Source organism: Coraliomargarita parva (assembly GCF_027257905.1).
GTDB lineage: Bacteria > Verrucomicrobiota > Verrucomicrobiia > Opitutales > Coraliomargaritaceae > Coraliomargarita_A > Coraliomargarita_A parva.
The window spans coordinates 76,818-90,587 of the sequence record NZ_JAPZEI010000004.1 but is presented as its reverse complement, the minus strand read 5'-3'; the positions used below and the strand labels follow the sequence as shown (position 1 = coordinate 90,587).

Annotated in this window: 8 protein-coding genes; 7 read left to right on the top strand and 1 reads right to left on the bottom strand. The window is 55.9% G+C overall.

The window, feature by feature from the left end; all coding sequences use genetic code 11:
* Positions 1-248: 248 nt before the first annotated feature.
* Positions 249-1,094 (top strand): hypothetical protein, encoded by an 846-nt coding sequence (locus O2597_RS06880; protein WP_269523545.1) that lies wholly within the window; start codon positions 249-251, stop codon positions 1,092-1,094.
* A gap of 137 nt (positions 1,095-1,231) precedes the next feature.
* A complete protein-coding gene (locus O2597_RS06875) occupies positions 1,232-3,592 on the top strand; it encodes an endo-1,4-beta-xylanase (protein ID WP_269523544.1) in 2,361 nt (786 codons plus the stop codon).
* Here O2597_RS06875 and O2597_RS06870 read toward each other — a convergent pair.
* Entirely contained in the window at positions 3,589-4,749 is a 1,161-nt protein-coding gene (locus tag O2597_RS06870; RefSeq protein ID WP_269523543.1) for a GntR family transcriptional regulator, read from the bottom strand. The two genes, O2597_RS06875 and O2597_RS06870, sit on opposite strands and share 4 nt — an antisense overlap.
* Positions 4,750-4,754: 5 nt before the next feature.
* Between O2597_RS06870 and O2597_RS06865 the strand changes: the two genes are divergently transcribed.
* The 5 genes from O2597_RS06865 (at position 4,755) to O2597_RS06845 (ending at position 13,756) form a co-directional block, all read left to right on the top strand.
* Positions 4,755-5,642: an alpha/beta hydrolase gene (locus tag O2597_RS06865; RefSeq protein ID WP_269523542.1), complete on the top strand. Its 888-nt coding sequence runs from the start codon at positions 4,755-4,757 to the stop codon at positions 5,640-5,642.
* Entirely contained in the window at positions 5,626-7,071 is a 1,446-nt protein-coding gene (locus O2597_RS06860) for a sulfatase family protein (RefSeq protein WP_269523541.1), read from the top strand. Before O2597_RS06865 ends, O2597_RS06860 begins: the two co-directional genes overlap by 17 nt.
* Positions 7,072-7,160: 89 nt before the next feature.
* A complete protein-coding gene (locus O2597_RS06855) occupies positions 7,161-9,170 on the top strand; it encodes a heavy metal translocating P-type ATPase (RefSeq protein WP_269523540.1) in 2,010 nt (669 codons plus the stop codon).
* Between the two features lie 479 nt (positions 9,171-9,649).
* Positions 9,650-10,303, top strand: coding sequence for a cytochrome c3 family protein (locus O2597_RS06850; RefSeq protein WP_269523539.1), 654 nt, complete (start codon positions 9,650-9,652; stop codon positions 10,301-10,303).
* 18 nt (positions 10,304-10,321) lie between these two features.
* Entirely contained in the window at positions 10,322-13,756 is a 3,435-nt protein-coding gene (locus O2597_RS06845; protein ID WP_269523537.1) for a TAT-variant-translocated molybdopterin oxidoreductase, read from the top strand.
* Positions 13,757-13,770 lie beyond the last annotated feature (14 nt).

Below are 13,770 nucleotides of genomic sequence, written 5' to 3'. Positions count from 1 at the left end.
GTGGTGGGCGCTATTTCTCGGAATTGAAAGCGGGTTCAGCGGGGGAATTACTAAGAGCAAAATGGCTCAGTGGGAGGTGCTGACTGCATATTCAATTTCTATGAATCAGAATATTGGATGCTTTTAGTATTGTTATTGGATTTGTTGAAAAATACAAAACATATGTCTAGTTTATGGCTATATATAAGGGATTGAGGTCAAATAAAATCCTTGACACATGCCTCTGTATTGTAAAGAACACATTTGCTATGATACAAAAAACACCCTTAAAAAATACCCTGTATGTTTTGTTGCTGGCTCTGGTTGGGGCTGCGCCACTCAATGCCCAGGTCTTAACTGATACGTTCACATCGCTGGATACGACTAATACCTGGGAGGTTTACAGTTCGGCGGGCGCAAATGACCCCCTGGTCGGTTCTGGAATATTGACCGAAGCTGCCACTGTGACGAGTGCGGCTCAGCGGTCGCTTTTGATCTCTCAAGGCACGGGATTTAATCCCTTTGCCACTGCCTTGGATATTCAGCTGGCTGGTTTGACGCTTAACTCAGGGGGCTTGACGACGACAGGCAGCAATCAGTTTTATGTGTTGGTCGGGTTGCAGGAATCGGATCCGGCTAACCTCACTCCGTCCGGGACATATAATTCAGGGAATTACATAGTAAACCCGACTTTCTATAATGCTGCCGGGGGAGGCGCATTTGCTATTTCGATCTTGGCGAATACGACAGGTGTGAGCTTGTCGATTGCCGATTATGGTAGCTCAAACTCAACGACTTCTTATGATTTGAATGGCTTGCCTACGGATCTAAGCATTACGCTCGATGGTGCAGGTGGGACTTATTCTGTAAGTGTTGAGGGGACGACTTTCACGGACGGAGGCAGTAGCACGATAACGGGGTCGATCTCTAACTTTGCGTTGAGTGCATCCAGTGCTTCCAAGCTTGTTCTTGGTGCCATCAATGTGGGCACGGTTACAAGTGCGACTGTTGCGACTTTAGACTCCATTTCGATTATTCCGGAGTCTAATGCCGCAGGGGCAGTTTCTTTAGTCTGTTTGCTGTTGCTTTGTGTGCGTTGTCGTAAGCGGCGGTAGTTCATCCCGTCTTCATCTAGTTTGGTTGCGCACCGTTGCGCAAAGTCTCTTGGTTGCATCGGCCTAAGCCGGTGTTATGGTCGCGTTCGCTCCGGTGCTTCGGGGGGGATGCATGGGCTCTTACGTTTTATCATCTTATGCAGTCGATTCATATGTTTCTCCGGACTAGTGTCTTCTCTTTGATTGTCCGTTTCGCTCTGTTTTTGTATCTTGGCCTGCCGGCATCTTCGCTTCCGGCTGTGGCGCAGCTCGGGGGCATTGAATTGCCTCGTGAGACGGATTATACCGTTCGTTGGGATGGTAATATATTGGGGCGGTTGAATTGTAGCTTTGAAGCCGGCATGCGTAACGGTTCGTCGGTTGTGCGTTCGGCGGATACCGTGACCCACTTCGCGGATGATGCGACGGATGGGCGACAGTCTTTGGAACTGAGGGATGGGCAACGTTTTATCTCTGAAATGCTGCCAATTCGGCCGGGTCGATACACGCTGAGTTTTGATGCGAAAGTGTTGGCTGGCATGCCTGCCGTGCAGGCGACTGTGATGACTTCGTATGTTAAACCGGGCTCTAATAAGGTTTCACGTCCAAACTATGGGCATCGCCGCTTTGTGGGGCTTGGTGAGGGCTGGCAGCGATGTTCGTTGAGTTTTCAGGTGCCGGAGGATGGTCCGGGGTATGTGGTGATTATGATTTCTCCAGGCAATTCGCCTGTGGATGTTCAAGGGGCTCCGCCTGTGGTCCACGGGGCGGAAGAGAGTAGCGTGTTCCGTTTGGATGCGCTCAATCTAAGCAAGGGTGAGAGTTCAGATTTTGTCCCCTCTGCGCCGCTTGAGATTTCGCTGCGATCGGACGGCTCGCATGCCTGGTGTGGGGCGGGGCAAATGCTGCCGTTGACTGTGCAGCTTTTTAATAGTGAGGAATCCGAGTTGCAACCTAAGCTTAGCCTTGAGATTTATGATGTCCTTCATGGCGGAAAGCAGGTGCCTGAGTTTTCGAGCCCGGTGACGCCGCTGCCTCTTGGATTGAGCAGCTATCGTTTTAGTCTGGAGCTGGAAGCCGGGCAGTATCTGGCGATCTTGCGTGTGGAAGTCGGAGGTGAGGTTGTCACTGACAGTCTGGTGCTTTCAGTGAAGGCCACTCATGATGACTTTGTCGCGAATCCGGATTCCTTGTTCTTGGGCCGAATTGATGACGATCCGGAAGCGAAAATGATCGCGCAAGACCTGGGCTGGGGGACCTCGCGGTTGCATGGCGGTGAGTATGGGATTTGGTGGGATCAGGTCGAAAAACAGGAGGGCCAGTTTGATTTCTCTGAAGCGGATCACGCGATCGGGTTTCTCGAGGAAGAGTATATTGATATGCTAGGCTTACTGAATTATTCCATGCGCCATGGGCCTCCTGATTGGGTCGAAACGGTTTTGCCCGGGCCGGGGGCTTGGGGCCGTCAAAAACCTTTAGCTAAAGACCCTCAGCTGTGGCGCAGGTATGTTGCCGAGATGGTTCGTCATTTTCAGGGGAAGGTCATTGCTTGGGAGGTCCACAACGAGCCAAACGGAGTGATGGATGCTGATAGCTATTTGGAGCAATTGAAGCATGCCTATGAAGCGGCCAAGGCGGTGGATCCTGATGTTCTTATTTTGGGTATATGCTCCACGTTGGACCGGCGTGATCGGATTGAAGGGGATATGGTGCCTTTCGTTCGAACGATATTGGAAAAAGGTGGAGCCGACTATTTGGATGTCATTTCATTTCATCCTTATGTTTGGCCGCTCTCTCCTGAACGTGGTGGTTTGTTGCGTGCCGTTCGGCAGTTGCAGGAGTTAATGGCTGATTTTGCGCCAGAGACCCCTTTATGGAATACTGAATATGGTTGGTGTGAAGTTGCGCTGCGCCCGGATCGTCCTAGGACAGAGCGTGGCGCAAACAACAACTATGATCCGGGGGTGGATTACAAGCCCATGACTGTGGCGAATTACTGCGTGCGCTCACATCTGATTCAGATGGCCGCGGGAGTTGATCGCATACAATTCTTCAATGCCGCTCGTCCGCACTCGGTTCTGCCTTACCGTGGAGCGGCGATCTCCCTTTTTGATTATGATGGCACTCCCTTGCCCGTGTATCTGGCGTATCGGGAACTGATCCAACGGATGGAGTCGGCAAAATTCGAGTGCGAGTTTCTGCCTCAGGATGAAGTGTTTGTTCAGGTTTACCAGGGGCGGAGCGATTGTTCTATTGGCGTCGTTTGGAAGACGGAAGAGTGTGATCCTTCGATTTATGATGAAGGTGTCGAGCTTGGTAGGTTTCCAGGTCGAGAGGTCAAAGTTTATGACATCTTCGGGCGTCAGGTTGACGTATTTGATGGCGATCAGGAGGTGTGCGTGCCAGTCGGCGAGTCACCGCATTATTTTGTGGTCGATAAACTAAAGGCGTCTTCGGTTGTTGATGTCGTCGGGGCTGCTCTGGGAGAAGACTCAATTAATAGGAAGCCGGCACTTTAGAGGACGAAGGCATCGGTTTCATCAAGTTCATGCGAATATCGGTCCCCATCATTCCGGTTGTCTCCATTCCGGCTGTCCCTGTCGACTTCATTGTCGTAGAGGGCGGGGATCAGGGTTTCCGCTTCAATCTGATGCTTCAGCCTTTGCTCTTCGATGAGTTTGACGCTGGCTCGGATGAAGTCGTGGGCGTGGAAACCGAGGCGTCGGACTGGCAGCAGATATTGAGAGGTTTTAGGCCAATTGCAGTGGGCTACGATGTCTATGTCGGAGCCAATATGCAGGCCATGTTCGGTGACTGCGTTGACTGCGATGTCGGCGAGTTGGTCATTGGCAATCAGCAGTGCATCAGGCCTTTCGTCATTGGGATAATCAAGCAGCAAGTGAATCAGATTGGGAATCATGCCGTAGCCGTTGATACCTGTGGCGCAGAACCAATGGTTTTTAGTTTTCAGGCCGTATTTTTTCGCAATGGAAGGTTTCAGTTGTGGAATACTCACGGCCGTAATCGACGCGACTTTTGTGCGTTTGCGTTCGCTAAACCACGACATCGCCTTATTCAGGAATACGTTGCTGTCTGTCTTGATGACTGGAAGTGTTCCTGCGGCTTTGGGGCTCTCGTTGATCAGAATTACCGGCAGCGAGTTGTAGTCTGGAATGCTGCGAACGCGAGCGATTGCGCCCTTGTGAAGAATCAATCCAGCCAGGGTTTTCGACGCAATGTTCTGCTTCAGTCGGGCAAATTCATGATCCAGTTTGTCGCATCCTTCGAGATGGTAGCAGTCGAATTCATATGTGGTGCTTCCAAAATCCACATTCGGCAATTCTTCCAAAAAAGTGGCAAAGAACTTCGTCCAGTTCGGCGAATTCTTGGAACAGGGAAAAACGATGCCGATGCGATGGCGGTGTGGCGGGTTCGCACTGACGAAAAGCCCTTTTCTGTTTACTGTCTCAACAAACCCTTCCTCCTGCAGTTGGCGGATCGCCTGCTGCATTGTTGTGCGGCTGTAATCAAATTCCGAAACCAATTCGTCAACCGTAGGCAAGCGCGAACCGGCAGGGTAGCTGTTGCTCAGAATGCGGTTTCTCAGCGTTCGGACAACCTCTTCCTTCTTGTGTCCGTAGCTCTGCGGCACGGCGGGTTTATTTGACTTTTTCATATATTATGGTTAATAAATACAGTAAAATATTGAAATGCGCAAGTTATTGTTGCGCCTGGTTTGCTCTGCTTCTGCCGTTTGTTTCGTTGCGTGGTGAGAGCTTCGAAGCGCCGAAGAACCTTTCGGATGCAGAACGGTATATTTACAAGTCGACCGAATCGGGGGATATTCCGCTTTACGTGATTTCTCCGAAAGCCGGAGTGAAGCCATATCCGGCTGTGATTCTTTATTTTGGTGGAGGCTGGGCTAAAGGGAATCCTGGCTTTATCAACCCTCTAGCCCGGGCATTAAGCAAGGCAGGTATGCTCGTCGTTTTGCCTGATTATCGAACGGCTGAAAGAACGGGTTCGAGGCCGGTGGATTCCGTAGCGGATGCCAGAGATGCGTATGTGTGGCTCCATGGACACGTCTCGGAACTAAATATCGATCCCCGGCGCATCGCTGTCGGTGGTATGTCTGCTGGTGGTCACTTGGCCCTTTGGACACTTATCCCGATTGCGGATGGAATCCCGGAGTTGGCTCGGTTGCCGGTGCCGCCTCCCAATGCCTTGGTCTTACTCTTTCCCGTGTCGGACACGACATCTGAAAGTGGGTATGCCGGCGGGGTTCGCACGTTTGGGCAGGAGGCGGTGCGCATGAATGTCTTCGGACATTTGCCTGATCAATTTCCTCCCACGTATTTAGTTCACGGTAATCAGGACGGTGTCGTTCCGTATGAGAATTCATTGCGTCTGGCTTCGACGATTCTGCAATCAGGTGGTCTGTGTAACTTTGAAACGCTTGAAGGTCGGGGACATGGAGTCCGAGGGCGAGAGGAGTGGCAGTCAACCAGTGCTGCGGTAATTGATTTTTTGACGATGAAGGCGGGTTTTAGAAATGAGTCAGGAAAGTAATAGTGAATCATCTGCAGTTGTGGGAGGGCGTCCGAAAAGTCTTCTCTTTGTGTTTGCTGACCAACTTCGCGGCATGGACCTGGGCTGTGCGGGACACCCGAATATCCGGACCCCGAATCTAGATCGTTTTGCTTCCACTGGAGTCCGATTTACGGGTGCCTATGCAAATACTCCAGTCTGCGGTCCCAGTCGCTCATCGCTTTTGACTGGTTGTCTACCACCCAAAACAGGTGTTCTGGGCAATGATTTGGCCATGAAATTAGGTATGCAGACTTTTGGCACGGTGGCGCAGTTCAATGGTTGCCGGACGGCCTACATCGGTAAATGGCATTTGGACGGACCGGAGCGCGATTGTTTTACGCCTCCTGGAGAGCGCCGGTTTGGTTTCGATTACTGGGCGGCCTTCAATTGTTCGCATGATTATTTCAAGGCGGTTTATTATCGGGACGAACCGGAAGTTATTCATGAGCAAGGATATGAGCCGGAAATCCAGACAAGGCTTGCCTGTGAGTATCTAGAGCGGCTGGACCGCGGTGATCAGTTCTGTATGTTTTTATCATGGGGGCCTCCGCATGACCCCTACAGGCAAGTGCCCGAGGAGTATTTGGAACTATACCCTCGCGAGACTCAGCATTTACGAGCAAATGTAGAGGAGGATACTGGAAATGCGCTCGCGAAAAATTTAGACTGTCGTGGGGCAACTTCTGCATATCGGGCTGCGATTACTGCTCTAGATGATAATTTTGGGCATCTTCTAAAGAAGCTTGAACGGCTTGGTCGTCGTGATGATACGCTAGTTGTCTTTACTTCCGACCATGGTGACATGCTCTGGTCGCATGGTATGATGAAGAAGCAACTGCCCTATGAAGAGTCGATTTCGATCCCTCTGATTGCTTCCTGCCCGGGATTGCTTCCTGCGGGGGCCTGCTGTTCTGGATTGTTGGGAATCTGTGATTACCTTCCCACCTTGTCCAGATTACTCGGGTGGAGGGGGGTGTCGTATGATGCCATGGATGGCCTTGATTTGTCGGAAATGTGGAGAAGTCCAAGTTTAAAGGGGCGGAATGCGGTGTTCTTGGCTGACTATGTTATGGCAGATGAGTCCAAGCAGCAGAATGTCCTTCCTTGGCGGGGATGGCGCGATCCTCGTTATACATATGCCGTTCGTGAAGGGGGGGATCCTTGGATGCTGTTTGATAATCTCGAGGATCCTTACCAACTTCGGAATTTAATCGGGTTGCCTGAAGCTGCTGATGTCCAAGCCAGACTGCATGCGTCTTTGATTCAGTCGCTCTCGGAACGTGATGATCCGTTTGTCTATAATTTCGATCTTTTATCCTATCATGGTCTTAGTGATGCGTGGACGTCTCGTGAGCGAGTTCTGCAGGAGTATTGGGAACGCCGTAGTGCCCAAAAGGCTGTTACCTAGGAGGTGTGGAATTGTTTAATGTGCCTTGAGTAGTCGTATCCACCTCTGAAGCTTGCTGATTTTTCGGAAGGCCTCATTTTCTAATGTTGATGGGCGCTTCCCAACAGTCTCCTACCGAATCCCGTGCCGTGGTCTGCACCACGGGCGAACAAAGTTGCGATGCCCTCGACGAGCAGCTCGCACGCTCCTGGTTGCGTGTGGCGGTGGCGGCGGTCTTTGCCGGACAGGGCATGGTCTTTTCGCTGGCGGTCAATATGACCCCTCCGGACTATGGCTCGGTCGCGTACTGGGTGCTGCACGGCGGGCTCTTGTTTTCCGCCCTGATCGTGTTGACTTTCCTCGGGGGACCGCTCCTGCAGTCGACCTGGGGGATGTTGCGGGCGCGCCGGCTTTCGATTGAGGGACTCTTCACCCTGAGCCTCGTCGGGGCGCTGGGAGGTTCGATCGTGAGCACTGTGACGGGGCAGGGCGGGATCTTTTACGAGGTGGTTTCCATCGTCATCGCGATCTATACGATCGGGCGCATGCTGGGCGAGCGCTCACAGTCCCAGCTCCTGCTGCAGAGCGAGCAGCTGCGCGAACGCTTTGACCAGGCCGATTTGGTGGATTCGGGCGGTGTGGTCACCCGGATGCCGGTGTCCGAGCTCCTTCCGGGCAACCGGGTACAGGTCGCTCCCGGTCAGCCATTCACGGTGGATGGCGTGATTCTTTCGGGCTCCGGCTATGTGCGGGAGACCGCGCTCAGTGGAGAGCCTGTGCCGGTGGTGCGCCATCCCGGGGATCGTGTGCGTGCGGGCACCTGGTCGGAGGACGGACTCTTCGTGGTGAAGGCGGAAGCGGTGGCTGGGCAGCGTGAACTCGATCGCATTCTGGAGACGGTGGAAAGTACCGGTGGCCGGCCCTCCGAGTTGCAGGAGCAGGCGAACCAGCTGATCCAGTCCTTCCTGCCCCTGGTGGCGGGGGTGAGCCTGGTGACCGCGGTCTATTGGTCCTTCATGGGCAGTTGGACCGATGCAGTGCTGAACAGCATGGCGGTCCTGCTGGTGGCCTGTCCCTGTGCCCTCGGCTTGGCCACGCCGGTGGCGATCTGGCAGGGCCTTTTCCGGCTCTCGCGGATGGGGCTGGTGAGCCGGGACGGTGCTTTGCTCGACGCCCTCGCACGCACCCGGAAACTGTTTTTCGACAAGACCGGAACCCTCAGCGAGTCCGCACTTCAGGTTACGGAATTGCTGGTGCTGGATGCCTGGCGAGCGCAACGGTCCGAGCTGCTCGCGGCGGTGTCTGTGATCGAGCGCCACTTGAACCATCCGGTGGCTCAGGCGCTGGTTCGTGCCAGCGAAGGCGCCCCTCCCGCAGTGCAGGTGCATGCCTTGCGCATACTCGCGGGGGAAGGGGTGTCTGCGGAGGTGGAAAGTGCCGCTGGCGGTCATTGGCAATTAAAGATCGGCGAGGCCAGTTTGGGGGCCGATCGCGAAGCGCTCGCGGCCGGAGAGCGGCAGCTTCGCGAGCAGGGCGGCAAGCGTGTGTATGTCTTTGAGCAAGGCGTGCCAGCGGCAATCTTCGTGCTGAAGGAACAGGCGCGCGAGGGGCTTGACGCTGTTTGGCGTGAGCTTGGCAAACTGGGGGTGGACGCCGCGGTGCTGACCGGGGATCCCCGGCCCGAACTGAGCCTGCCGGAAGAATTGGAAGTCGCTGCCGGATTGAGCGCGGCGGACAAAGAGACGCGTGTTCAAGCGGCCGGTGAGGCGGGATTGTGCCCCATCCTGGTCGGGGACGGCTTGAATGACGCCAGTGCCATGAGCTGCGCCGCGGCTTCGGTCGCTATGGGCAGCGGTGTGCCGATGACGCGTACGGTGGCCACCGGACAACTGGTCAACGACCGGTTATCCGTGCTGCCGGAAGCCATCACCTTGGCCCGTCGTATCCGCCGTCGCTTGAAGGGAAATTTGATCTATGCCGCCGCTTACAACTCGTTAGGGATGTTGCTGGCCGCCTGCGGTTGGCTGCATCCGGTCTTCGCCGCACTGATCATGCTGATTTCCAGTTTTTGGGTGACCGCACGCGCGCTTGGAGCCGTTAAGAAAAATAAAGAAATTTAATCCTTAGGATTTATTTTGCTAATTCCTTGGGGGCTGCGTGGGAACGGTCTTGCATCTGCTTTAATCCGAAGGCGACTTATAGTCATGAGGTTTCGAGAGATCGTTGCCTCATCTAACCCTCTGAATAATAGACCGATAAAGTGAAGTGATTGTGAAAAAACGGTTGCCATGCTAATTAGCGGCACTTTTAACAAGCCACTTCGTTACTGATGGATACTACCACCTCTACCGCCACAGCTACCACTCGAAAAGGATTCCTGAAAAAAGCAGGGTTTCTCTGTGCCAGTGTCACAGGGATTCTCGGCGCATCCAAGTTGAGTGGTGCCAACACGAAAAACGAAGCCGCGACCCGTAGTCAGAAGAGCGGGGTAGCTTCGGCTGAGCGACGGATTCGTCCGGCGCAGCGTGCTGTGGTGCGAACTGAGGAATGCTAACCACTACCAGATAATTTACCCAGACTGATCCTTTAAATACGAGCCATGGCGAATGTATTTCCGAAGTGGGTCAATACGATCCCGATCAAAGTCATCATCGCGGTTATCCTGCTAGGTTCAGGAGTAACCCTAGGAGTGACCTATTATTTTACGCCGAAGTATACCCGGGTCGGGTATGCCCCGACACAGCCGGTGGCCTTTAGCCATGACCTGCATGCCACGCAGCTGGGAATTGACTGTCGTTTCTGTCATACCTTTGTGGACCGCTCGGAGCACTCGAATGTTCCCGGTACCAATGTGTGCATGAGCTGCCACAGCATGGTGCGTAAGGGCGACCCGATGCTGGCCGAGGTACAGAAGAGCTTTGATACCGGCGAGCCGATTCCCTGGGTACGGGTGCACAAGACGCCGGACTATGTCTTCTTCAATCACTCCATTCACGTGAACCGCGGGATCAGCTGCGTCGAGTGTCACGGTGAAATCAACAAGATGGATGTGGTGGAACATGCCAAGCCGCTGAGCATGGCCTTCTGTTTGGACTGCCACCGCAATCCGGAACAATTCATCCGCCCGCAGGAAGAAGTCTATAATCTCGACTGGGAGCGTCCGACCGATCCCGAGGAACTCGCCGAAATCGAGGGCTTTGTCCACGACTGGGGCGTCAACCCGCCACAAAGCTGCTCCGGCTGCCACCGCTAAGACCGAATTTAGAGAACCATGAACGATCCTGAACTTTCTGGACCTCGCTACTGGAAGAGCCTCGACGATCTCGCCGAGACACCCGCATTCCGCGATTGGGTAGAGCGTGAATTCCCGGCCGGGGCTTCCGAACTGGAAGGCGTGAACCGCCGCCACTTCATGAAGGTGATGGCTGCCTCCTTCGGCCTGGCCGGCCTTGGCATGGCCGGTTGCCGCCGTCCCAAGCAGCACATCCTTCCGTATGCCCAGCAGCCGGAGAACGTGATTCCCGGTGTGCCTTTCTATTACAGCTCGTCCATGCCGGGCGCCCGCGGCAACATGCCGGTGATCGTGGAAACCCACGAGGGCCGACCGACCAAGGTCGAAGGCAACCCGAGCTACAAGCCCTACGGCGGCGGCACGGATGTCTACACCCAGGCCAGCATCCTGGACTTGTATGATCCGGACCGCGCGACCAAGAGTCGTGCCGGCAGCGCTGCGATTTCGCAGGCCGCGGTGCGTGACCGTCTGGCTGCCATCACTGCCGCACATACGGCCGACGACGGCGCCGGCCTGGTTTTTCTGGCCGAGCCGAGCAGCTCCCCGAGCCGCGCCCGCCTGGTCAAGGCGCTGCAAGCCAAATTCCCTGAAGCGACCTGGGCGGAATACACCGCGATCGACGGCACCGCTTCGGTGCAAGCCGCCACTGCGGTCTTCGGGAAGCCGCTTCGCGGGCTGCCCAAGTTTGAATCGGCCAAGCGTGTCCTTTCCCTGGATGCGGACTTCCTCGGCGCGGACGAAAATGCCACCGGCATGAGCCGCGCCTTCACCAAGACCCGCAAGGTCAAGGATGCGAAGGAAGCCGAGAAAATGAGCCGCCTGTATGTGGTGGAGAGCAGCATGAGCTCGACGGGTGCGATGGCGGACCACCGCCTGCGCCTGAGCAGCAGCCAGCTGGCCGCCTTTGCCGCGCAAGTGGGTGCCGCCGTACTGAAGGCGAAGCACGCGGGTGGGGGACTGGCCGGTCAACTGGACAAGTTGGGGCACGCATTGGACGTCGACCACAAGTGGGTGGAAGAATGTGCGGCTGACCTCGTGGAAAATGCCGGCCATGCGCTGGTGGTCGCCGGCGAGCACTTGCCGAAGTCCGTACATGCGGTTGTGGCCGTGATCAACGCCGCGCTTTCCGCACCGATCGACTACATCGAAGTCCCGGCTGTTCCGGCCGGTATCGCCGAGGTGGCCCAGAAGCTTGAGGCCGGCGAAGTCAAAACGCTCATTACATTGGGCGGCAATCCGGCCTATGATGCACCGGTCGACCTCGACTGGGCCAGCCTGCAGGGCAAGGCGGAACTTTCCGTCCACTTCGGCTACAGCTACAACGAAACCTCCGCGGTTTCCGGTCTTTTCATTGCGCGTTCCCACTATCTGGAATGCTGGGGCGACGGCCGCACCTTTGACGGCACGCTGGTCCCGGTCCAGCCGATGATCGAGCCACTCTTCCAGACCTTCAACGAACTGGAAGTCCTGGCCCTGCTGGCCGGTGCCGATGTGGTCGATCCCTACGAAATCGCCGTGGCGACCTTCAAGGCCGAAGGGGGCAAGGACTACACCAAGTTCCTCAGCGACGGTCTACTCAAGGACAGCGCAGCCAAGCCGGCCAAGGCTTCGATCGACTATGCGAAGGCCGCCACTGCGCTGAGCGTGGAGGACTTTACCACCGGCTCTCTCGGAACGGACAATCTTGAAGTCCGCTTTGCGCCCAGCTCGCATGCCTATGACGGCCGCTACGCCAACAACGGTTGGTTGATGGAATGCCCGGACCCGATGACCAAGCTGACCTGGGACAACGCCATCCTGATCAGCCCGCGTCTGGCCAAGGAGCTCCAGGAGAAATGGGGCGTGCAGATTTTCCCCGACCTGGCTAAGATGAGCAAGGGCTACGCCTTCTTCAAGGGGGCCAAGGGCGAGCTGCAAAGCAACAAGGCACAGTTCAACCGCGGCAAGGAAGAAGCGGTTGTGGCGAAGTTGACCTTGAACGGCCGCACTATCGAGGCACCGATTCACGTGGTTCCCGGCATGGCGAACTACACGGTCGTCCTGCCCCTTGGCATGGGCCGCAAGCAAGTCGGCCGCGTCGGTACCGGTGTCGGGTTTGACGCCTTTGCGGTGCGTTCCTCCGACGGTCTCGGCATCGCACTTGGTGCCGCCATTGAGCTGACGGAAAAGACTTACCGCCTGGCCAACACCCAGGAGCACTGGTCCATGGAAGGCCGTGCCATCGTCCGCGAGGGGAATGCCGCCTACTACGCCGAGCATAACGACTTCGCCACCAAGATGGGGGTCGAGTCCCACGCGCCGGCCAACTACGGCAAGAACGACGACCAGTCCCTGCAGGAGAAGTCGCTCAACAACTACCGCGGCAACTCCGCCTACGAACATCCGAAGTTCGACAAGGCACCGCCCAATGTCGATGTCTGGAAGGGGCAAGAAGACAAGCTGCCGCGCATCCAGCAGTGGGGCATGGCGATCGATTTGAACAGCTGCACCGGCTGTACCGCCTGTGTGGTGGCCTGCCAGAGCGAGAACAACATTCCGATCGTGGGCAAGGACCAGGTCCTGCGCGGCCGCGAGATGCACTGGTTCCGTCTGGACCGCTACTTCTCGGCCGAGACCTACAACGCCAGCGAAGTGCCGGAAGATGTGCAGGTGTCCTTCATGGGGATGCTTTGCCAGCACTGTGAGAACGCCCCCTGTGAAAGCGTCTGCCCGGTCAATGCGACCGTCCACGACCGTCAGGGCATCAACACCATGGCTTACAACCGCTGCGTCGGCACCCGTTACTGCGCGAACAACTGTCCGTACAAGGTGCGCCGCTTCAACTTCTTTGATTGGAACAAGCGCAAGATCGGCGACTTCTACAAGGGCCCCTTCGGCGCGGTCGAAGAACCCGAACTGGAAAAGATGCGTGCCAATCCGGACGTCACCGTGCGCATGCGCGGGGTGATGGAAAAGTGCACCTTCTGTGTCCAGCGCATCGAGTCGGCCAAGATCAAGCAGAAGCGCGAAGCCGGTGCCTCCAACGACGTGCACGTCGCCGACGGCGTCATCCGCACGGCCTGCCAACAGGTCTGCCCGACCGACGCGATCAGCTTCGGCGATATTTCCGATCCGGAATCGGAAGTTTCCAAGCTGAAGGCCAGCGACCGCAACTACTCGGTGCTCGGCTACCTGAACGCCCGTCCGCGTATTACCTACCTGGCGCGTCTGCGTAATCCGAACAAGAAGATGCCGGATTACTATGCAAAGCCGTATGCCTACAAGGCCTACGACGAGCGTTACGGCCACGGTTCCGGTGCCGCCCACGGCGGTGAGCACGGGGACCCGCATGCCGCAGACAGTCACGCAATGGAAAGCCACGGTGCGGAGGACGCACACGGCGACTCCCACGAAGCAACACCTTCCGCCCACTAACCCGAACTTTTGCT

Bases quoted from the DNA above. Each gene is read 5' to 3' on its own strand.
- O2597_RS06865 (WP_269523542.1), top strand. From the start codon at position 4,755: ATGGTTAATAAATACAGTAAAATATTGAAATGCGCAAGTTATTGTTGC.
- O2597_RS06845 (WP_269523537.1), top strand. From the start codon at position 10,322: ATGAACGATCCTGAACTTTCTGGACCTCGCTACTGGAAGAGCCTCGAC.
- O2597_RS06850 (WP_269523539.1), top strand. From the start codon at position 9,650: ATGGCGAATGTATTTCCGAAGTGGGTCAATACGATCCCGATCAAAGTC.
- O2597_RS06855 (WP_269523540.1), top strand. From the start codon at position 7,161: ATGGGCGCTTCCCAACAGTCTCCTACCGAATCCCGTGCCGTGGTCTGC.
- O2597_RS06875 (WP_269523544.1), top strand. From the start codon at position 1,232: ATGCAGTCGATTCATATGTTTCTCCGGACTAGTGTCTTCTCTTTGATT.
- O2597_RS06880 (WP_269523545.1), top strand. From the start codon at position 249: ATGATACAAAAAACACCCTTAAAAAATACCCTGTATGTTTTGTTGCTG.
- O2597_RS06860 (WP_269523541.1), top strand. From the start codon at position 5,626: ATGAGTCAGGAAAGTAATAGTGAATCATCTGCAGTTGTGGGAGGGCGT.
- O2597_RS06870 (WP_269523543.1), bottom strand. From the start codon at position 4,749: ATGAAAAAGTCAAATAAACCCGCCGTGCCGCAGAGCTACGGACACAAG.